The organism is Dulcicalothrix desertica PCC 7102, assembly GCF_003991905.1.
Lineage (GTDB): Bacteria > Cyanobacteriota > Cyanobacteriia > Cyanobacteriales > Nostocaceae > Dulcicalothrix > Dulcicalothrix desertica.
Genome location: NZ_RSCL01000010.1, coordinates 228,708 through 252,179, shown reverse-complemented (window position 1 = coordinate 252,179; position 23,472 = coordinate 228,708). Strand labels below are relative to the sequence as shown.

The 23,472-nt window shown below is 39.6% G+C and carries 8 protein-coding genes and 1 tRNA gene; 7 read left to right on the top strand and 2 right to left on the bottom strand.

The window, feature by feature from the left end; all coding sequences use genetic code 11:
- The first annotated feature begins 228 nt into the window (after positions 1 to 228).
- From DSM106972_RS22110 to DSM106972_RS22100, 3 genes are all read left to right on the top strand, one after another.
- Positions 229 to 300: transfer RNA gene (locus DSM106972_RS22110), tRNA-Asn, on the top strand.
- 45 nt (positions 301 to 345) lie between these two features.
- The gene (locus tag DSM106972_RS22105; RefSeq protein ID WP_127082739.1) at positions 346 to 1,542 is read left to right on the top strand and encodes an aminotransferase class V-fold PLP-dependent enzyme; all 1,197 of its coding nucleotides are present in this window, start codon (positions 346 to 348) and stop codon (positions 1,540 to 1,542) included.
- 310 nt (positions 1,543 to 1,852) lie between these two features.
- Positions 1,853 to 3,109: a glycosyltransferase family 2 protein gene (locus DSM106972_RS22100; protein ID WP_127082738.1), complete on the top strand. Its 1,257-nt coding sequence runs from the start codon at positions 1,853 to 1,855 to the stop codon at positions 3,107 to 3,109.
- A gap of 35 nt (positions 3,110 to 3,144) precedes the next feature.
- On the opposite strand, the gene DSM106972_RS22095 is transcribed toward DSM106972_RS22100, so the two are convergent.
- Together DSM106972_RS22095 and DSM106972_RS53670 are read right to left on the bottom strand one after the other, a co-directional pair.
- The gene (locus DSM106972_RS22095) at positions 3,145 to 7,647 is read right to left on the bottom strand and encodes a choice-of-anchor I family protein (RefSeq protein ID WP_127082737.1); all 4,503 of its coding nucleotides are present in this window, start codon (positions 7,645 to 7,647) and stop codon (positions 3,145 to 3,147) included.
- A 668-nt stretch (positions 7,648 to 8,315) separates the two neighbouring features.
- Positions 8,316 to 15,239, bottom strand: a complete 6,924-nt coding sequence (locus tag DSM106972_RS53670; RefSeq protein ID WP_233787402.1) for a choice-of-anchor I family protein — start codon at positions 15,237 to 15,239, stop codon at positions 8,316 to 8,318.
- 695 nt (positions 15,240 to 15,934) lie between these two features.
- Between DSM106972_RS53670 and DSM106972_RS22075 the strand changes: the two genes are divergently transcribed.
- The 4 genes from DSM106972_RS22075 (at position 15,935) to DSM106972_RS22055 (ending at position 23,119) form a co-directional block, all read left to right on the top strand.
- The gene (locus DSM106972_RS22075) at positions 15,935 to 18,940 is read left to right on the top strand and encodes a peptidase domain-containing ABC transporter (RefSeq protein ID WP_127082736.1); all 3,006 of its coding nucleotides are present in this window, start codon (positions 15,935 to 15,937) and stop codon (positions 18,938 to 18,940) included.
- A 31-nt stretch (positions 18,941 to 18,971) separates the two neighbouring features.
- On the top strand, positions 18,972 to 20,489 hold the full coding sequence (locus DSM106972_RS22070) for a beta-barrel domain-containing protein (protein WP_127082735.1): 1,518 nt from the start codon (positions 18,972 to 18,974) through the stop codon (positions 20,487 to 20,489).
- Between the two features lie 311 nt (positions 20,490 to 20,800).
- Complete coding sequence (locus DSM106972_RS22065) at positions 20,801 to 21,295, top strand: sterol desaturase family protein (RefSeq protein WP_127082734.1); 495 nt, start codon at positions 20,801 to 20,803, stop codon at positions 21,293 to 21,295.
- Positions 21,296 to 21,949: 654 nt separating this feature from the next.
- Positions 21,950 to 23,119 carry a glycosyltransferase gene (locus DSM106972_RS22055; protein ID WP_127082733.1) on the top strand — a complete coding sequence of 390 codons (1,170 nt, stop codon included), beginning with the start codon at positions 21,950 to 21,952 and terminating at the stop codon, positions 23,117 to 23,119.
- Positions 23,120 to 23,472 lie beyond the last annotated feature (353 nt).

Here is a 23,472-nt window from a genome sequence, read left to right as displayed (position 1 = left end):
AACAATATGAACTTAACCGATAACCACGGTTGCGTGACTCTCTAATATTACTATTAGGGAGTCACTGCTTTTAGATAATTATATAGTCAATTAATACTCATGATTACAACGTCTGAAATGCTTTATTTGTAAGGCTTTCAAGAAAAAATCAGAAAAAGCAAAAAAAATTTTCAAAAACACTTGCCATTTTTAAACTTTACCTCTACTATTATTAATTGTGCGCCACATTCCTCAGTAGCTCAGTGGTAGAGCGGTCGGCTGTTAACCGATTGGTCGCAGGTTCGAATCCTGCCTGGGGAGTATTAGAAATACGGAATAATTATAGAAGAGGTTGAGGTTTGTAAGATGATGAATTTTAAGCCTCACGCTTCTTATTTTCAAAGGTACTGGTTACTTGATAGAAATATAAACTTTTTAAATCATGCTTCATTCGGCGCCTGTCCACGACCTGTTTTAGAAGTGCAGGCAAAGTTACGTTCGCAATTAGAAAATGAACCATTAAGGTTTTTTGGTAGAGAATGGGAACCATTATTAGATGATTCGAGAAATAAGCTTGCCTGTTTTTTAGGTGTAGAACCACAAGATTTAGTATTTGTACCTAATGCGACGACAGGAGTTAACGCTGTACTGCGTTCGCTAAAGTTTTCACCCAATGATGAGTTGTTGACTACAAGCCATGAGTATAACGCTTGTCGGAATGCGCTTGATTTTGTAGCAAGTTGTGCGGGTGCAAAGGTGATAGTAGCAGATGTTCCTTTTCCGATTGAGTCATCAGAGCAAGTTATTAAAGCAGTTATAGAAAAAGTTTCACCAAAAACGCGGTTAGCACTTTTAGACCATATAACAAGTCAAACTGGGTTAATATTTCCAATTCAGCAATTAGTCAAAGAATTACAAGCGCGCGGTGTTGATGTACTAGTAGATGGCGCCCATGCACCCGGAATGTTGTCTTTAAACTTGAGTGAAATAGGCGCCACTTACTATACAGGAAATTGTCATAAATGGTTGTGCGCTCCAAAGGGTGCTGCGTTTTTGTACGTTAAGCGTTCAAAACAGTCACAAATACGTCCTTTAACTATAAGTCACGGCGCCAACTCTAAGCTTACACATAAAAGTCTGTATCAATTAGAATTTGACTGGATGGGTACTGACGACCCAACGGCTTACATGTGTGTAGGTGAATCTATACAGTTTATGGGTTCACTTTTAGATGGTGGTTGGAATGAATTAATGCAACGCAACCACGATTTAGTAATGCAGGGAAGACAGATAATTTGTGAAATGCTAAATATGGCGCCACCCTGTCCAGAAGAAATGATTGGCTCAATGTCAACTTTAACCGTTCCTAAGATATTAGAGAAATATACTTATACATCACTTCATGATGAATTATTTGATAAGTATGGAATTGAAGTGCAAGTAGTTCCGTGGCACGGAGAATCAAAGTTATTATTTAGAATTTCAGCACAGATTTACAATTCAATCGAACAGTATAACAGTTTGGGTAAAACGCTACAAGAAATTGTTAAAAACCTAACTTGATGACTTTTTATTTAATATATTATTTTTGTAGATGGTGCGTAACAGCTTTTTGTTTTTGCGTTTTATTCCAGGATTTTTCATGCTGTTACACAGTCTACGTCATATAAAAGAAGAAATGATTTTAATTTATGTCTTCTGGTAGATTTGTAAGCAATGTAAATCATGCGGTAGGTAGATTAAAAATAATCATGCTGGAGACGTATTGCAAATATGTAGTAATCTTATCAAAATGAACTTAACAAATTAAATAATTTCTAAATTTGAATGAACGCAATCTGTTTATTCTTCTGGAAAGGAAGCAATATTTTTTATGGAAAGTAAGCTTTTACAAGTAGTTGCTGACTTTCCAGCGGCAAAACCCAACCACGTTTTACCTACATTTTCACCTGTATTAGTTCAAAAGGCGCCGTTGTCTAGTTGCGAGGTTTGTGTAATTGTTCCAGTTCGCAACGAAGCTCAAACTTTGGTGCATACGCTAAATGCTTTGTTGCATCAATTTGACCTGGAAAGGCAACGTTTAGATACCAAACGCTACGAGGTCATAGTACTCTTGAATAATTGCAGCGATAACTCAGCAGATATTGCAAGGAGTTTTGCCAAACAACATCAAGAATTAGAATTGCATCTTGTAGAAATGACTCTTCCTCCAGAGCAAGCTTATATTGGCAGAGTGCGCCAGATTTTGATGGATGAAGCATATCGTCGTTTAAGCATTATTGGGCGCAAGCGAGGAGTTATAGCTTCAACGGATGGAGATTCACAAGTCAGTCCTACTTGGATTGCTGCTAACCTTTATGAAATATCTTGCGGCGCCGATGCAATAGGAGGAAGAATAATCACAAGTTCTGATGGTCGTAGGAAGCTAGACCCTTATGCAAAAGCTTGTTTTTTGCGTGAGGTCGGTTATCGGTATTTAATTGCAGAATTAGAAAGTTATCTTGACCCAGAACCGTTTGACCCTTTTCCTAGGCACTATCAACACTACGGTGCTTCCTTGGCTGTCACCGCAGAAATGTATGCGCTTGCTGGTGGTTTACCAGCTGTGCGAACTCCTGAAGATGTGGCTTTTTACCATGCTTTAGTACGAGAGAACGCGCGATTTCGCCACAGTCCATTAGTGCGAGTAACAACTTCAGCTAGACAGACTGGACGTACAAATAACGGTTTGGCTAATCAATTGAATGAGTGGACAAAAATGGGAAGGCAAAATCAAGTGTTTCTTGTTGAATCTTTTCAAGCTATTGAGACACGTTTACGCGTACGTCACCAACTCCGAAAAATATGGAAAGGTGTTCTAAATGGTTATCAGGTGACTTCAAATCAGGTGGCGCCTATTTCGGATACTTTGGGAATTGATACTCAATGGTTGCTACAGGAATTAACGCAACCAAATACGTTTGGACATCTGTTTGAACAAGTAGAACAGCGTATGTCCGATGAGGGAGTTTGGGACGCGCGGTTTATGTATGTAGATATTCAGGAAGCGATTATTGATTTGCGGAGATGTGTAAAGAAATTGAGACCTCATGCCACCGCAAATGCCCCTAATGCAGCGTATTGCCAGTAGATAAATAGGGTTTAACCCTATTTATCTATTATAAATTAAACGATGGGCGCCAAACTTACTTTGACAAGCACATCGTTATAATCTAAATCACCACCACCAACTAAATCTTCAAATCCAAAGGTGTTATCTCCAAGTAATCGCAAGTGGTCAACTTTATTGACATTAGCTCCTAAGTATGGGAAGAAAACAGCGGGGTTATTATTGGGATTAGTATCTGTTAATTGCTCAATCGTACTATTGGCGATTAACATTGGAGCTAGAATTGAACCAGCATCAACGATGGCTTTAATAGTAGATTCTCCCTGATTAGCAACTTCCAGTTTGACAGCTTTACCATCTGCACCTGTAACAAGATTTTTGAGTGCAGCATCGAGATAAACTGAGCTACTGGTACTATCTGGGTTTAAATTACCAATTAAACCATCAGCGTTATTGACTTTGTAAAAGTAAACTTGGTTATTGAATGCAGCTTCCCGGTTGATTGTAAAGGTTGCTTCGACCTTACCAGAAATGTCACGTAAGTCAATTAATTCACCTTGCTCTCCTGATTGTAAAGCAGTTCCCAAAGGACGAATATCGCTTACTGTTTCGGCTTTAATACTCAATCCTTCAACGGCTAAATTAAAGCCACTTGTGGAGATATTGGAAACAAAATTATTAGAAGTGGAAAGAACAACTTCCTTGGTTTTTCCAGCTTGAATATCATCTGCTGTACCGTTTTTAATTAAGGCAAAACCTATTCTAGCATTAGCAGCAAACCCTATAGTTCGAGCAGACTCTCCCTCAAAACCAGTAGGTCGGTTGCTAATAACAGAAGAAATTACCTTAGCTTTACCACTATCCAATAGTTGTTTCAAGTTAACATTACTTGAACCATCAAACTCAAAAGCAACCAATTCGCTAACCGCAGCGCTAGGATTATTGGCATTAACGGTGAAACGGACTTGATTTATTGCGACTCCTCCCTTGAAAGTGACAACTCCCGCAGCACCACCTTGCTCAACAGTTGCTTTAGCGAAAACACTATCGTTACGAGCATCTAAACGTTGAATGCGGGTGTCTAAACTAGCTCCAACATCGGCAACATTATATGGAGTAGTAGCAAAATTAGCTTGGAGATATTCTGCGAATGCATCTTGCTCAGTACCCGAAGTAGCAAAGTTAGCTTTTCCTAAATCAAATTTTGCTGGGTCAACAGGTGCGTCGATTTTACCGTTAAGGTTAGAGTCTGTAGTTGTCTCACCGATTAAATCAACTCGATTCGCAAAGGTGGGATTAGCTTTAATAAAATCACCCAAAGGATAACCATCACCACCGTCAGCTAAGAAACCAAGGGTGACAATGCGAATTCCTCGGTCTTTATTTCCTTGAAGTTGACCATCTTTGACCAAAATATCTCTGTAACTACCATCTTCGTTGAGGATAGCTGCATTTTGAATGCGTTGTTTTGCAGGTTTGGTTGCATCAAAACTGAAGGATACACCACCAACTTGGGGAAACTGACCAGGAGTTGCACCAGGTGCGCTAGCTGCTACACCATGTTCGAGAATTTGCTTGAGTTGGTCAGCAGTAACTGTAACCAGGGTCAGTGCATTATTAAATGAGAGAGCATTTTGCAGGTCAGGTTGGGAAATACCACCTTCGGGTCTTCCTGACAACGGGTTTCCTTCGGGGGGAATTCTCACTGACTCGGTTGCACCAGTTGGGGTGAAGATACTACCGATATTGTTGCGAATACCGCCACCGTTTTTCACTGAAACAACAACAGTGGGGTCAAGTTGCTTCCCGTAACTGAGATTTGCATCTGCAGTTAAATTCCCTAAGTTTGTTTCTTGGGTACGCACATCAGAGCGGATACCATTGAGGAATTGTTTGGTAATCCCAAAAAAGTTACCGTCTTGCTTGACAATTACCTGACGAAGTGCATCGGTAATGGCTTTAATTTCTGGATCTACTAAGTTTTGTGCGTTAAGTGCAGCAACTCCTTGGTCATCAGTTGCATAGGCGCCACTAATGGCAGGGTCGATGCTGCTGGGGATAATTTTTCCTTGGGCATCAAAATCAACGACTAAACGACCAACGTATTTATAATTACCATCGGTGTTGACAATTACCATATCTTCACCAGTGGCAGATTTGGTAAAAATGGGGTAATCGCCTTGCTTAATGTCTCCAGATCGCAAACGGTCGGTGCTATCAACTAAGCGGGTATTTGACCCACCTGCCATGATAATATCAACGTCTTTGAGCAAACCAGCCAGTTGTTGCTCAATCGCGATTTGTTGCATGTGAGCCAACAAAACAATTTTATTGATACCTTGGGCTTTCAGGGCATCTACTGACTTTTGAATTTCCGCAGCTAAGGCAGCAATATCATCTGAGTTTGTTGGCAAGACACCGACGCTACCAGGAGAGGAGATTCTTGGTAGGGTGGGTGTGGTGGCGCCAACAACACCGATTTTTTCACCGTTAACTGTAATCACTGTGCTTTTGGCAATTTTTCCAGGGATAGTGCTAGCTTCTTGACCGTCAGCAGTTACCAATGGCGCCAAATTTGTATCGGGAGCAAAATTAAGGTTGGAACTCAGGTAGGGGAATTTAGCACCCGGATAAGCACCGTCGGGGGCAAGTACGCTTTTTATTAACCCAGTCCCAAGGTCAAACTCGTGGTTGCCAAATGCGATCGCTTGAAATCCTAATTCATTTTGAACGACGATATCAGCCCGTCCTTGACCCGCTTTACCCAATAAAGGAGCTAGGGAAGCATCTGCTGCGGCATTGAGAAATAAACTGGGAATGTAAGCATCACCAGAAGAAAGTAGAATCGTATTTGCGTAATCGGGGCTACCATCTTTATTTGCATCTTGATTTTTCAGCGCATTTAGAACTGCAGAAAAACGGGGTGCATCATCGAGAGCAGGAACAGCAGCTTCTTGGTCGGAAGCGTGGAGAAGTTGGAGGGTAAAATTTGGAGCTTCAATTTCGTATAAGGTCGCAGTATTACTAACCTCGTTGGAAACTGCAAGCATAGGTTTCCCATTTGGGCTATCTGCCGCAGAGATGAATTTTAACCCTTCAGGACTAATGTCACCATCAGTACGGATATACTGAACAAACTGAGGTGCTGTCGGGTTACTGAGGTCATAAACCATTACACCACCACCAGCACGCTCTAAACCAATAAATGCGTAGGGTTTACCACTGACATAACCGATAGTTGCAGCTTCCGGTTCGGGTCCTTTGTCATCAGAGCGGGTGTCAACTTCAGCGGCAAGTCCATTATTCGCATTAAACAGTGTTGGTGTTTGGGTTTTAGTAATTTGTTCTAACTGGTCACCACTGTCAAAAACTAATTTACCTGCATCATCCCATATCGAGAAGGAACGAGCGCCGAAAGCGTACAATTTATCATAGTCTCCATCCCCGTCTGTATCCCCAAGGGTATTGGTGATTCTCAAGCGACCGAGACTGGCATTATTTTTTAGCGCAGCAGCGTTAGGAAAAACTGTAGGATCAAGAACAACTGCATTGTTACCAATTCTGACTTCTTCATTAAAAATACTTCCTTCAGTGGCATTGGGAGCAGGTAAAACTCCATCTGCTGTAGGACGAATGCGCGAATCCCCTTCGTTAGCGGTGATATAGTAAGTTTTACCAGCTGCTTGGAATGATGAGATTGCATCTGGTTGGTACATCCCCAAAACAGGATGAGGTTTAATATCACCAACAATAGTATCGCGATCGCTAGCGTCAAAACCATTCCCTGCTAGACTGTGGTCTTTGAAGCCTAATGGTAAAACGCTGGTGATTGTGGAAGTAGCAATGTCGAGAACTGCTAGAGCATTACTTTCCTGTAGAGTTACGAAAGCTCGCTTACCATCGGGAGAAACAGCGATATACTCTGGTTCCAAATCTTGTGCAACTGAGGAAGCAGTACCATCAGCAAGCTTACCAAAAAGTCTTACACCTTGCTGTTTTAAAGTAGCAGCTTGAGCGTTAAAAGCTGTAAAAGAAGCAGTGGTAACCTTAGTATTATCTAAAGCCGCAATACTTCCAGATACATCAATAATGCTTACCGAACCTTCGGGGTCAACAGTGTAGGTTTCGTTTGGTTCTCCCTCATTTGCCACTAGAACTTTTGTACCATCGTGAGTAAAAGTAAGCATGTCAGGTAATGCACCGACTGTCACCTGGGAAAGTGCTGTTGGATTCGCAATACCAACAGTCGCATCGAAAAATACGACTTTACCAGGGTCTGTAGCAGTTGTAGCAGAAACTGCTACCGCAATAATACTGTTATTAGTACCCGTACCTTTCCTAACTGCTACACTTTGAACTCCTGCACCAAAACTGGAGAGGTCAATATTACCGATTTTTGTGGGTTTGGTAGGGTCGGAAACATCAGTAATTTGAAGCACAGGTTTACCTGCTACTTCTCCAGTTGTAAACAGACGCTTAGTTTTGGGGTCAAAATCAGAAATCTCAGCACCGTCTAATTTAATAGTGCCAGCAAATTTTAGTTGAAGTTGATTAGCCATTTTGGTATATTAATTAAGAAACGAAATTCAAGATGCCCTTAGTCTGAACTGGATTGGCTTACACGCGCTTCCAATACCTGATCGAAACCTTCTGGTCGAATGCTTTCAGAATTTAGAAAACAACCGATTTTTTTTGTTCGTGATAATTTGAAACAAGTGAATAAAAACAAGCTTAAGAATAAATCTCATTTTCACCTTCAATACACGATCTAAGTCTTCGTTGTTTTTTTTGAAACCAATCATACTAATCTATTTTTGCTCGAAAGCACTATTATTAAGTACTTTCCACCAAAAGGAATAGCAAATTATATGTGGATGTTCATTAATCCAAAAGGTTAAAGATAAACACCTTAATAAAAGGCATTTATTCAATTCTTCAAAGTTATATTATCTGAATATTGTTAAGAACTAGTTAAGAAAATACTAAAACAAACATTAAATGAAGATTCTTCAATCTGTTAATGCTTTTATATATAAGTCTTATTATCAATTATAGCTAATGATAATGGTTATAGATACTGTATTTATTTACACTAATAAATAACCAAATATTCCGTAAGGGCACGATATATGTTGCCCTGAGTATCTGTAAGGTGGGCAATGCCCACCAAAACCCAAATGTGGTAGAAAAAATGAACCACAAAGGACACAAAGAAAAAGATAAATTACTAAACGACAGGAGTCAAAGTTGCTTTAACAATGATGTCGTTGTAGTCCAAGTCACCACCTCCAGCTATATCCTCAAAGCCGAAGGTGTTGTTACCTAATAAGCGAACGTGGTCAACTTTATCAGAGTTGGCGCCAAGGTATGCAAAGTAGGCTTGTGAAACTTGTCCAGCTAATACCTGCTCGATAGTTCTACCATCGGTAAGTAAGAATGGCGCAAAAATGCTACCACCTGTTAGCAACTTATCATTGAAAGTTGCCGTACCTTGGTTGGCAACTGCCAAGTTGATATCGGTAACGCGCGCGTTCATTGCAGCTTGAGCATAACCAGTTTGACCAGTAGCAATATCTGCTTTACCATCACCAGTAATATCAATACCGCCATTTTCATCTGCTACTTTATAGAAGCCAATAACGTTGTTGAACGCTGCTTCGCGGTTAACTGTAAAATCAACCTTGACTTTACCCGTAGTTGAGCGTAAATCGAAGACTTCTCCTTCTTTTTGTCCTTGAAGATTGGTTCCTAAAAGTAATGATGATTGAGTTGAAGATTGAATTGTTACAACTAAGTTGTTAAAGTCACTACCTAAACCATCTTTGAATCCTAAAGAGAAGCTACCATCAGTATTTGCTGTCACTCTCTGTGTGGTTGGGTCGGCAAACACAACGTTACCTAGAAGTGCAGAATTCGCACGTACTGCATCAGTAGTACTATTTTTGACTAAGTAAAATCTGAGCTTATCGCCATCACCAAATTCCAGCAAGCGGTTTAATTCGCTTTGATTAAAGCCATTAGGAGCATTGGAAATTGCAGATAAAATTGTTTTGCTGCGTGCTAATGCTGCTTCGACATAACCAGCGGCGCCAGGAGTTAAGTTACCGATTTTACCTGTTGTTGCATCATCAACGGTAAATACTCCCAGTTCGTTGACTAGACCGGAATTACGACCTGTCAAACTAACTTGAAGCTTAGGTTTACCGCGACCACCTGTGAGTGTAAAAGTATCACTATCAGTTGCTTTTGTTAGGTAGACATTGTTAGGCAAAGCAGATTGAGCAACAGGCAAGTTATTGGGTAGTTCCAGAATGCCTAGTCTCTCAACTGGGGTTGTTCCTGTAACGTTGAAATCATTGTCGTTGATCAAAGCAAGAGTGTTAGGCGCCACCAGTGCCAAACCTTCTAATTTCTCAACCCCTGTGTAACCCAATTGAGCAGCATTGGCGATTAAGCTCTTGCTCACAGGGCTAATTTTGGCAGTAGCTAACTCGGCAACGGTAAGTTGTTCAATGCTCTTACCTGTCGGCAAGCTAAAATTAGCAGGGTTATTAATATTGGTTGCCTTAGCTAAATCAATTTGGTAGATTAGCTTGTTTGAGGCAGTTGTAGCGATGTCATCTCTTTCGACAACTGCAAATTTACCGTTGCCCAGAGAAACTGCATCGCCGATTTTGTCTGTTCTGGCAAGACCACTAGCTGTAATATCGTCGAGAAGATATAAGTACTCACCTGTTACCGCCTTAGAAACGATATCAAATTCCAGAATTCTGAGATTGCGGGAATTTCTAGATGTTGTATCTCCAGCGTTGTCAGGGTTGTCGATGGCACTTTGAATAAATGCATAGAGTTTGTTACCTTCCAAAGCTACAGCTTCAAACCCGCGATTATTGCGGCGTTGAGCATAAACTTCTGGTAACACCTCAGTACCATATGTTCCAGCAGGTTGGTCGGGTTCGGGTGCGGTGGCAGTTCCTTTGGGAATAAAGCGCTCAAGCAGCTTACCGTTAATATCAAAGTGGTAAATTGCTGGACGGTATTCATCTACCATCCAATAATCACCATTTTCAGCTACAACAATACCCTCTAAATCGGCGCCAAGTGGGTCATTCGTTAGAACTTTACCGTCTAAATCAACGCCAACCTCATCAGTGTAGGCTAAACCACCTGCGGCAGCTTGGAGGTTAGGCAACCCAGTTAACTTGGTTGTACCATCTTGACGGAATAATCCCGTTCTCTTGGTAATGTTAATCTCACTTGTACTGCGGTTGAGTTCAAAGCTGACGATTTCTGGTTGGAAGTTGGGTAATAAAAATGGTCTATTTTGACCAGTAGGTTCGCCATTTGGACCTCTGTCGGTGTGAGTGACAAATTTGAGGTTACCGTTCGGCGCCAATCCTTGGAAATATAATCCAGAGAAACCACCTAAGAAAATATCTTGACCTTTGCTAGTAGTTCCTAACTTCGGTAGGTTGGTAAAGTCGTAATTTGTAATTTTAGGTTGGTTTGCAGGAGTTTTGAGATTAAATCGGGCAACACTTGGGTCATGGTCGCTATCTTGGTCGGCAAACTCGGAATTGATATGAACTACATCAAAACCATCAAGATTGTTGAACAAGTTGTTACTGACCATAATGTGGTCAAGAGATTGAGCGTTCCCTTCAAAATTGTAAGTATAACGCTCGTTTTCGGGAAGACTTTCGATTAAAGTTTTCAACCCTGCACTTTCTAAAGTACTAATGGGGTTAGAAAACTCAAAATCGTTAAGGTCTCCCATCACCACAACATTCGCGTTGGGGTTAATCGCCAAAATACTCTCAACAAAGTTTTTAACTATAGTCGCTTGCTGATTACGCTGAGTTTCGCTAGTTAAAGTTGGTGGTTGGAAGCGTCCAAATAGAGGTTGATCACCACCTTTGGAATTGAAGTGATTTCCAACTACAAATATAGTTTGACCCTGGAAAACAAACTCCCCTACTAGCGGTTTACGACTAGCGGTAAAAGCGGTATTTGTTGGGTCAAGACGACCGGGACTAGCAGAAAGTTGGGGTACACCACCAACTTTATTTACTGTAGTGTTTGAAGTAGAAGTGCCACTTGGACGTTCTACAAAAAGCACACGATTAGGGTTAAATAGGAAACCAACACGGATATTTCCACCAGGTTGACCACCATCTTGGTCGTCTACTGGGTTGATTTGCCGAAATTGATAAGTCGGGCCACCAGAAGCAGCTATTGCACTAATTAATTTGTTGTAGGTTTGGCTCGCATCAACAACACTATCGTTAGTCGCCCCATTATTATCCTGAATTTCTTCGATGGTAATAATATCTGGCGCCTTCAGATTATTTACAATCCGGTTGGCAATGTTGTTAAACTGGGTGTCACCGTCACTAGGGTCAAGATTTTCAACGTTGAATGTGCCAACAGTTAGTTGATTCGGATTAGGAGTTAAATTCGTGACTTCTTTTTGTAAACCACCAGGAGTAACAGTTGGCAAAGCTTGAGTGTTGAACAACTTAAAGTTGCTGAAACTGTAGTCCATTACACCTACAACCGACCCATTGAATTTATCCCCTACATTCACCTGCGGTGGATTGGCGATTAGAGTATCATCAATGAGAATTCTTTCGGGATTAAAATCTGTAGGCTGAATAATTATGCCACCACGAGCGGTACGAGTACCAGCATTGGCGCCGTCATCTGCCAAAACTGGGATTTCACCGAAGTTATTTGTTGGGCCAACAGCAACAGGGTTATTAACCTGTACTAACATTCCTTCCACACTTTCGTAGAAGTCAATACCATCTTGGGTTGGGTCAAACACTGTACCAGGATTTTCGACAGTACCACCGACTGCATCATTACTAATTACCTGGTTGGGAATCGCACGTCCACCGTTACCAATGACTGTAGCGCTAGGTAAAGCATTACCACTCGATAGTTTTACAATCGTCGGGCTGCTAATTTGAGTAGTAGTCAGGTTAGTACCAGTTGTACCACCAGGACGGAACTCTGATACTGTACCGCTGACTTGTACTGAGTCTCCAACAGCTACCGTAGGCGCCGAACTTGTGAAAACAAAAATCCCCTCAGATGTAGCATCGTTGCTATCTGGGTTAGGGTCTTGTAAGTAAAAACCGTTGGTTCTTAATGCTGTAACGATACCAGGAACATTTCGTACAGCTTGCCCGTTGAGAGGAGAAGTATGTGCGGCGCCTTGAATATTGCTAATTCGTACTTGTGGATTCACCTCAAACACTGCAACAGTATTGCTTACCTCATGGGAAAGCACGAGTAAATTTTTGCCATTTGGACTTTCAGCCGCAGGAATAAAGCTTACACCTTCAGGACTAAGGTCTCCGGTTTGATTGGGTAAATACTCTACAAACAGAGGCTTTTGAGGATTGGTAACTTCATATACCATTACACCACCAGTCCGTTCTAGCCCAACAAAAGCGTAAGTTCTACCATCAATAACACCAACAGCTACACCTTCTGGTTCTGGTCCTTTATTATCGCTACGGCTATCAAAGGTAACAGCAGTACCTTCGGCATTGAAAAGGCTTGGAATTTGGGCAGCAGTAATTCTTTCAAATTGGTCGCCACTGTTGTAAACTAATTTTCCTTGGTCATCCCAAATTGTGAAAGAACGGGCGCCATAAGCTAATAAACGGTCATAATCACCATCACCATCAGTATCACCATCAATGGTGGAAACGTCCAACCGACCTAAATTTGTTTCCAGTTTGAGTGTAGCTGCATCTGGGAACTTGGTTGCATCAAGATTTAAAGTTGATACGCGCGCGTTTTCGTTGCGAGTGTCTCCTTCATTGGCTGTAATGTAGTAAGTGCGACCACCAGCTTCAAACGAAGCAATCGCATCCGGCATATACATTCCAAATACTGGATAATTCTTAATATTGATGCTGCCATCTCTATCGCTAGTATCCAAGCCATTCCCAGGTTGGCTGTAATCAACCAGACCTAAAGGCACAATACTACTAACAGTTGCAGTTGCAATATCTACCACTGCCACAGCATTATTTTCTTGCAGTGTCACCCAAGCTTTGGCGCCATCTTTAGAAAAGGCAATATATTCAGGTTCGACATCTTCTGAAACTTTCTTATTAGGGAAAATGCGAACACCTTGACTTCGCAGAGTAGCTTCCTGACCATCAAAGCTGGTGAAGCTTGCTGTCGTAACAGTAGCATTTGCGGCTCCATTGGCAATATTAATAATGCTTACAGAACCAACAGGGTCGATAGTATTACCTGGTTGACCTTCGTTAGCTGTGAGTACTTTAGTGCCATCAGGACTAAAAGTAATCATGTCAGGTAAGGCGCCAACGGTAACATCCTTGATAAAGTTACCAGCAGTATTGTAAAAAACAACCTTACCAGGGTCAGTCTCAATATTATCTGCTATAGAAAAAGCTACCAGACCATTTTTAACAGCAACGCTAGTAGCTGCTGCACCATAAGCAGAAAGATTAATTGTTGAAATTAATGTTGGATTAGTAGGGTCTGAAAAATTCAGAATCTGTGCTATTGCAGAACCATCAATCAAAAACAAACGCTTAGATGCAGGGTCGTAGCTTGTAATCTCTGCTCCTAATGTGCCAGCAGCATAACCGCCGATTTTTTTGAGGATGCCAAAGTCGTTATCGGTAATAGCAGCAGTAACGCTAGGTACGCTAATACCGTTATAGTTTGTATCAGTACTAGTGGCAGTATGGGTAATTGTGCCAGAGTGGTCGCCTTCTATTGCTGTATCATTTACAGCACTAACTGTTACTGTTTGAGCAACATTCCAGTTAGCACTGGTGAAGGTGAGAGAGTTTGGCGCCGTAGTGGTTTGCGTACCTGAATTAATGGCGATGGTAACATCTGCTGTTGGCTGTCTGTTAAGAACCAAAGTGTAGGTATGAGTGGCGCCTCCTTCAGTTACTCTTGTTGTACCATCCGTCTGTGTAACGGTGACACCAGCAGTTGGTGCAGAACTAGTAATGTAAACGCCTGGATTGCCAGTATCATTATTAACTGACCTGTAGGAGTTCTGAGCATCACCTACTGTGGAAAGTACCCAATCTGTATTGATGACTTCGCTATTAAGATTCTCTACTCTAGTCCAACCACTAATATTCTGAGTGCGAATAGTACTTGCATATGTTTGGTCATCGTAAGTTAGGCGGTCTATAAGTTGATTGTTGTTATCATACAAGTTTATTTCGTCAGCACGCCCTAAATTTTGTGTGAGTCCGCCAATAACCTTGACTGAGGCAGGTAGGTTCCACGCTGTCCGGAAAGCTGCACTGTCGGTTTCTGTAAGGATAACAGATTCGCCTGGTTGTACAATTCCAAAACCAGTTAGCGAAAATGAACCTGAAGTACGAGAACTGTCGTCAAAACTCCAACCTGTCAAGTCAACCGGGGTAGTACCAAGGTTAGTAAATTCAACAAATTCACCGTTACCACCGCTGTACATATACTCGGTGATTTGAATATTTGGTTTAGCAGGCGCCGCTGATATATTGATATCATCAACTCCTATCCACTCATCACTACCTAATGCATTAGTAGTAATAATACGCAACTGTACCTGTGCTTGATTTTCCGCACCTGCTGGTAGGGTAGCGTTAACCGTCGTTGTTTGAGTTGCAAGGTCTGGGCCGGAACTCGCATCTGCCACAAAAGCAGCAGGGATGTTGATGAAATTACCTGATGTACCAACACGATACTGTAAAGCAACAGCTTGAATAGAGTTGTCTACTGACCCATCAATATCGCGTAACGTGTAGGACACATTAACATTTGTTACACCAAGGGTGTCCAGGTGAATTAGTAAAAAAGGAGCATCCGCAGTTCCTGAACCCTGAAGAGCAACCACTGAGTCAGTCAGAGCAAACTCAGCGACACCACCATTGGCTATATTAGGATTAGTCTGGTTAGCAATGACATCTACAGTACTAGTTCCATCTGCGGTAACTGTTTGCGGGTCTACACCTGTTGCAGTTGTTGTTGGATCATCCCCAAGATAGCCAATAATGCTAGGAACAGCGTCCCAATTATCGTTTGCTGTAATTAAATCTGTATTACTCCAATTTTGTGTAAAGGCACCAGTAGATAGTTTATGGTATTCGTTAGCCATTTTTGAGTTAGTCTCCGTATATCAACCAGAAATAGCGACTACTCAACTATCAAACAGCACAAAAGTACATTTTGCGTGACTATACGATAACAATTCAATAGAAATATAAATTTACTCTAAGTAATTTACAAAAATTAACTTAATCTTAACCATCTTGTGGGATGGGTGTCCTCGCCCGTCCTAATACCATAATGTCGTAATGCCTTAATGTTCTAATCTTGGGGTGTTTGCTCGGATGCCCACCCACAAGAAATGAGTGGAGATTTTTATATTTGGAAGTTCTGAATAGCGGTTTAAAAAATTTGAGAAATATACGGTACATTCAAGCCAAAAAGCAAGACAACTAGAATACATTATTTAAATTTTATTTAAACTTTTAGATAAATATTTTTTAAATAGATTTTTCATGAAGTGTATACTTTTTTAAACTAATCTTAATTAAATGATAATGTTCAGATAAACTATTGTTAAAATCTAATTTCAAAAAATCTAATATATTGAGTGAATCACTGTAAACGTAAATAAAAAATATGCAAAGCAGATTCATATAGTCCTGTTTACTTTTAAAACTTTAAGAAAATTGTTTTTGACATAATCCTGTCAAGACAAGTTTATACAAAATTTTAATTAATTTTTTAGGATATTTATAATTGCAAATTTATTAAAATCCTTATCTTGTAAATCTAAAATTGTACATGACTTATATTAAAACTTCCTTTAAAGAATTTCTTAGTTCCCTTGAGGGATTTAATGAGTTGCCGGCAGATGTTATCGAGCGCCTTGCTGACACGGTTCAACCACTGCGTTATCGAATCGGGCAAAAGATTATCGGTAAAGACCGTGCGACTAACAGTGTTGCGATTATCTATGAAGGTAAAGCAAGATTGCTAGGGTATGACTCACGGACACAACTGCCTATCACCCTCAAGTTACTAGAAAAAGGGTCTGTCATTGGCGCCGTGAATGTACTACGCTCACAAATGTGTGAAACTGTAATTGCTTCGAGTGAGTTGACTTGTTTAACCTTCAGCTTGACTGAGTACTCGCGTTTGCTGAACAATTATCCCGCTTTTGCAAAAGTTGTACAGAATCAATGCCATATTGCAGAAGTATTTGATATTCTCGCAGCACAACCAGAAGTTCAAGCTAATAGCAATATTAATCTTAAGGAACTCACTGAAGAAGTTTACAAAAACGCGCGTGTTTTTTATCCTTCGTCAAATGTTCAACTCAAACACATAGATGATAATACTTTAAACTGGTTTTTTAGCAGCGGCGGAAATGATAGTAAATATTCAGCTGGCGCCCGTTTAAAATCACTAAAAGCTCCTGATAATATTAACGTGCAGGGCAACGGTCAAGTTCGTTTGATTGGCTTATTGTCGGAAAATTTAGAATTTCTTGACCAGCAACCACAAACTAGTAATACTCCAAAAGATTCATCGATAGTGCCGCAAAATACAGAAGTAAGTATAGATATACCTTATGCACCCGATGAAGAAGCATTGCCAGTAAGCGATACATCCAGTAATCAAAAATATCCTTTCTTTGGTGGAAAAGGTGAACTAAACAGTATTTATGTGTGTTTTCAAATGGTGTCAAAGCATTTGGGAATACCTTTTCGCAAAGAAGTTGTGCGTCGGATATTAAATGAACAAATTAAACGTCATGGAACAATATCGTTTCAGATGTGCGCGTACGTGGCACAGCTAATTGGTCTAAAACCCCAACTTATAGATATACCTGCTGCTTCTGTTACCCGCCTTCCCACACCTGCGCTTGTTAGATATGGTAAGAGCTACGCAGTTTTATACGAAGCAACCGAACGTCAAATAGTTGTCGGTATCCCATCAGAAGGTATAAAACGCTGTAAGCCAAATGATTTTATCACAAAATTAGAAGTTGAAGAAAGTAGCTATCCACCACAAGCACGGATATTATTACTTTCGACTACCAAGGAGACACCACAACAGCGTTTTGGCTTAAGTTGGTTTCTTCCTTACTTATCACAGCATAAGCGTGTACTAACCGAAGTTTTTGTTGCTTCATTTTTTGTCCAGCTAGCTGCACTCGCGAACCCTCTTGTTGTTCAGCTAATTATCGATAAGGTAATAACTCAAAATAGTATTGGTACGTTACATATTTTAGGTGTTCTTTTAGTAGTTATAAGTTTATTTGAATCAATATTAACTACGCTTAGAACATATCTATTTGTCGATACGACTAACCGTATTGATATGGGTTTGGGGTCACAGATTATTGACCACATGTTACGGTTGCCACTACGATACTTTGAAAAACGACCTGTAGGTGAACTTTCTACTCGTATCAATGAGTTAGAAAATATACGTCAGTTTCTTACTGGTACTGCATTAACGGTAGGATTAGACGCGATATTTTCAGTAGTCTATATCGTTGTTATGCTGTTTTATAGCTGGCAATTGACTTTAGTGGGTTTGGGAACTATCCCCATATTCATCTTGTTGACAATTGTTGCCTCTCCTTTAATTAGTCGTCAACTGCGTGCAAAAGCTGAACGCAATGCTGAAACACAGTCATATTTAGTAGAGGTGATGTCAGGTATTCAAACCGTGAAAGCACAAAATATCGAGTTACATTCACGGTTTACTTGGCAGGAAAAATACGCACGGTTTGTTGGTGCTGGGTTCCAAACAGTTATTACATCAACACTCGCAAGTTCTGCTAGTAATTTTCTCAACAAGCTCAGTGCCTTGTTGGTACTATGGGTAGGCGCCTATTTAGTTCTTCAGGGTGAGCTAACGCTAGGTGAATTAATCGCTTTTAGAATTATCTCTGGTTATGTAACTAGTCCCATATTACGTTTAGCCCAACTTTGGCAAAGTTTCCAAGAGGTCGCATTATCTTTAGAACGTTTGAGTGATATCGTTGATACACCTCAAGAAGCAGAACAAGATAAAGGCAATATCCCTCTTCCTGCTATTGAAGGTACGGTCAAGTATGAAAACGTTTCGTTTCGATTTAATCCCAATACCGCGTTACAGCTAAATAACGTTAGTATCGAATTTCCGGCTGGTAAGTTTGTGGGAATTGTTGGGCAAAGCGGCGCCGGAAAAAGTACACTAACTAAATTACTAATTCGTTTATACGAACCTGAAGCTGGCAGAATATTAATTGACGGTTACGATGTTTCTAAGGTTGAACTTTATTCATTACGGCGCCAAATCGGTGTAGTTCCACAAGATACATTATTATTTGATGGTACCGTTCAAGAAAATATTGCCCTAACCAACCCTGATGCAAGTACCGAAGAAATTATTGAAGCGGCAAAAATAGCAGTTGCCCATGATTTTATCATGAGTTTACCTAACGGTTATAACACCCGTGTTGGAGAAAGAGGTGCCTCATTATCTGGAGGACAAAGACAGCGAATAGCTATCGCGCGTTCAGTTTTGCAAAAACCCAGACTTTTAGTGATGGACGAAGCAACTAGTGCCCTCGATTATCCCACCGAACGGCAAGTTTGTCTTAACTTAGCAGGCGCCTTCAAAGGAACAACAGTATTTTTTATTACACATAGATTAAATACAGTCCGTAACGCCGATATTATCCTTGTAATGGAAGCAGGAAAAATAGCAGAATACGGCAACCATGAAGAATTAATTGCTAAAAAAGGTAATTATTATTACTTATACAATCAGCAACAGGTCGGGGCGAATTAATTTAACAATACTCACTCAAAACAATTAATTTATGAAAACTAAACAAAACGGTTCAATACGTGACGCACGCGATTTACCAATGGTGACAAAAAGCCATAATTTTACCTCTGAACAATCCGTTGTATTGCGTCAATCTCCAATATGGTCGCGTGCGATAATGGTATCCTTGATGGGTGTAGCTTGTTTTAGTATAATTTGGGCTTGTGTCGCCAAAATTGAACAAGTTGTACCAGCAGTCGGACAATTAAAACCTAAAGAAGCTATTAAAGAAGTTCAGGCGCCGTTTAGCGGAATTGTCAAACAACTTTATATTAAAGATGGACAACAAGTCAAAGCTGGGGATTTACTATTAACTTTTGATTCTGGCGCCAACAGAGCAGAAATAGAATCATTACAAAAGATTCGTGCAAGTATATTACAGCAAAACCAGCTTTACCGTAGCTTGACAGTTTCAGATTCATTGGCGCCTACTCAAATAGAATTATTACAAAAAAAATTACCGCGCGAAGTTATTTTTCTACTCAAAAGTCGCACTGCACTACTAGCCGAAAATCAATTACTGCGGAAAGAGTTAGATAATACGGGTGAGGGGCAACAATTTGATAACGACTCTCAACAACGCTTACAATTTGCAAAAAAAGAACTTGATACTCGTACAGCTGCTGCACGTTTAGAAGTAGAGCAAGTCAAAAAAGAGCTAGCACAAAATCAAGTTAAAATCGAAGACTCACAAGCTAGTTTAAAGATAGAACAAAGTATTTTAGATAAACTCAAACCATTAGCTGAACAAGGCGCTATTGCTCAACTTCAATATTTGCAACAGCAGCAAAAAGTGCAAAATCGCAACGCTGAAATTGCTACACTCATACAAGAACAGCAGCGTCTTCAATATAAAATTGAACAAGGGCGCCAGCAAACCGACAATACTGTAGCTGTTTCTGGTAAGAATATTCATGATAAAATCGCCGATAATAAGAAAAATATTGCCGAAATAGATACTCAATTTACTAAAATTATGCTAGAGAACGAGCAACGTTTAGCTGATACCAACAGTAAACTAGCTCAAGCAAAATTAAATATGAAATATCAGGAACTACGGGCGCCTATTGCTGGAACTATATTTGATCTACAAGCTAAAAATGCCGGGTTTGTAGCAAGTCCGACACAGCAGCTACTAAAAATTGTCCCGAACGATAACTATGTAGCAGAGATTTACATTACTAATAAAGATATTGGTTTTGTCAAAGAAGGAATGAAAGTAGATGTACGAGTTGATTCATTTCCTTACAGTGAATTTGGAGAAATTAAAGGTAATATATCATGGATAGCTTCAGATGCATTACCACCCGACCAAACGCATCAATTCTATCGTTTTCCTGCCAAAGTCGTATTAGAAAAACAAAAGCTCAATATTAAAGGTAGGGAAGTTGGTGTACAATCTGGTATGTCAATAACCGCAAACGTTAAAATTCGTGAAGAACGAAGAGTCATCAACTTAATTACCGACATGTTTACAAATCAAGCTGATAACCTTAAACAAGTTCGATAGAATTAAATTCGACAGAAGTTTTAAAGTAACGTAGCCTTTTTTACCATAGAGACACAGGGTACATAGAGACAGGAGACGACTCACCAGATGCATTAATGTATTATATATAACATTTAGCATTACTTTAATTTTTTGAAATTATTTGGATTCTTGATTTTATTAAGAAATTAGGAATCTTTTTATTTGTATCGCCATAATCAAAGAATTATTGTCTGAGCATCGTAAAATTTCATATGTTTATCTATTTTTAGATGTATGCACATAATCGATTGAAATTATGTGCGATATTCACAACTATAACGGGAGTTAAAATGCTAAAGGCTATTGTTTTGGCTTGGCTACTGCTGTTTATTGGCGACTTCCTTTCAACATTTTTATACCATATACCTGAGCATGTTTTTGGTAGCTTGCATTTGAAAACGCACCATTCAGCGAAAAAAGACTTTCGTCACTACGCAGTTTTAGCGTTGAATTTTGATGTTATTTTAGATGGTGTTTTAGGTGCCATTCCCTACATTATAGTTGGGATATTTTTATGGCAATTTTCACCTATCGGGGTTATTAGCGGATTACTTTTAGGTCAGTTACATGTATGGTGGAGACACACAAGCGCTCTGGGTTGGCAAACTCAAAAATGGTTAGATATTTTATGTCAGTTTCTCTTTATCACTACTCCAGAAAGGCACTGGTTGCATCATGAAAAAACCAGCGTTGGTTACGGGGATATCTTCAGCATTTTTGAAAAACCCGCAAAAGCTTGGCTGTCTTGGCTACGTTTACTAAGAATTCATTTGCAACGGACATAAAGGATAAGCTTGCTTTGAAGATATAATATAATATAAAATTACGTAACTGCATAGGCTTACCGCCAGTTTATTCGCGTTGCAAGAATTCGGCAATATTTACACGCGCATCATGAACCCGACAACCGATATGTTTGAAAAGCGGGTAGCAGCACTGGAAGAGGAGTTGCCGCATTAGCAACAGCAAGTGGACAAGCAGCGTTAATACCTAACTCTAAGTTCGCTCTTGCAAAATCGCTTCACGGTCACAATACATTAACCCAGATAATATTTAACAAATTATAGGTTGGGTGGAGGTACGGAACCCAACCTATAATTCAATAACAGCAAAAATAATATTTTTGTTCTCAGTGTAATCCTTGAGAAAACTAAAACTTCATAATTTGCTCGAAAAGTATTTACAACATCTTTAACAATCTCTACAACTTTACGTGTATTGTGATACAAGACGCAAAAAAAGGCATTCTTATACAATATATAAATCCTAATAGCAAACATAGAAGGATTTAATAATTGTATTCACTAATAAACGTTCTGTGTTAATTGCTATTTATGATTAAATATTGAGTCATATATAGCTGATAATTTCTATAAATATAATTGAAAGGTTCATCTTTTTTGCATCTGCGGCTGACATGTAACAAGATCAATATTTTTATGCTGAAAAAAATATCTGCTCCCAGTAATCCAGATTCGCGAGTTTTATTGTTATCAATGCGTAATTTGAAATACCATGTTTCTCGCGGAGCAGTTTATGAGCTTGAGGATGTAATACAACAATGTGATGCAGTTGATGTAATTGCACCAAAGTTTAATCCAACTTTTTTGAAAGCTACTAATAGAATAGCTAATTGCACAGCTAATATTTTCAAAAATGGAAAATATGTACAATCACTAGTTAATCAAAAAATTGAAGTAAATAAAAATTACGATTTATTTTTCTTTTTCTGTCAGTCCATTCAGGATGTTCTAGTTTTAAATTCTATCAAAGGCTGGCGGGAAAGGTGCCGTTACGCTGTTTGTTGGCTAGACGAACTTTGGGCAAAAGATATAAATAGTTGGCTACCGCAGCTACGAGTTTTACAAAATTTTGATGAGATTTTTCTAAATTTTGATGGTAGTATTAGTCCGGTCGCTGATATTGTTCGCCGCCCTTGTCACTCACTAGCTTATGCTGTTGACGCTATCAAACTGTGCCCTTATCCTAATTTTACCGAACGATGTGTTGATGTATTGAATATTGGGCGCCGTTCTACAGTTACTCATAATGCTTTGTTGGATTTAGTGAAGCATAAGAATCTATTTTATATTTATGACACTATCCAAGATTTATACATGGCTGATTATAGAAGCCATCGTAGTCTTTATACCAATTTTCTGAAAAGAAGTCGCTACATGATAGTGAATAAAGCAAAATTTGATTTAACTGGTAAATCTAATCCTCAAGAGGAGGTGGGACCACGTTTCTATGAAGGAGCAGCGGCTGGAACTATTATGTTAGGCGTACCTCCCAAATGTACAGCTTTTACACAAAACTTTGATTGGTCGAATGCTGTAATTGAAATTCCTTTTGATTGCTCTAATATTGCTGAGGTTATCACTGAATTAAATCAACAAAGCACTCTCAGCGAAAGAATACGTAAAAATAATATTACTAATTCTTTGCTTAGACATGATTGGGTGTACCGTTGGGAAAAAATCCTTGAAACGGTAAGGTTAGAAACAACTCCTCAAATGCAAGTGCGTAAAGCTACTCTTCAGAAATTAGCTCAAATTGTGAGTACATCAGATTTGGGGAATTATGAGCCACAGCTTGTTTTGAGCTAATTTTTATCGGAGTTATAATTGGCAGTTGGTGCGTGACGCTACGAGTCTTATAACTTCGTTGAAGTTTTTTGGTAACGTCACGCACCCTACATCATTCTTTGAAGTATTATTGCGTCTTCAATATCTGCTCCTTAGTGATTACACTTCGATAACAGCAAATATTATTTTTTGTTCAAACGATAAACAAAATTTATTAATAGTGATTTATAGCAGAGACGTTCGATTACTTATATTTAGGAGTTCATTTTCCGAGTGATATTATAGCAGGTTGGTTGCGCTTGCTTGGGTTGTAGGTATTTACGCAATAATTCAACCACATAAAAGTCAGACTGTTTTAACAAATAAAGAGGTTG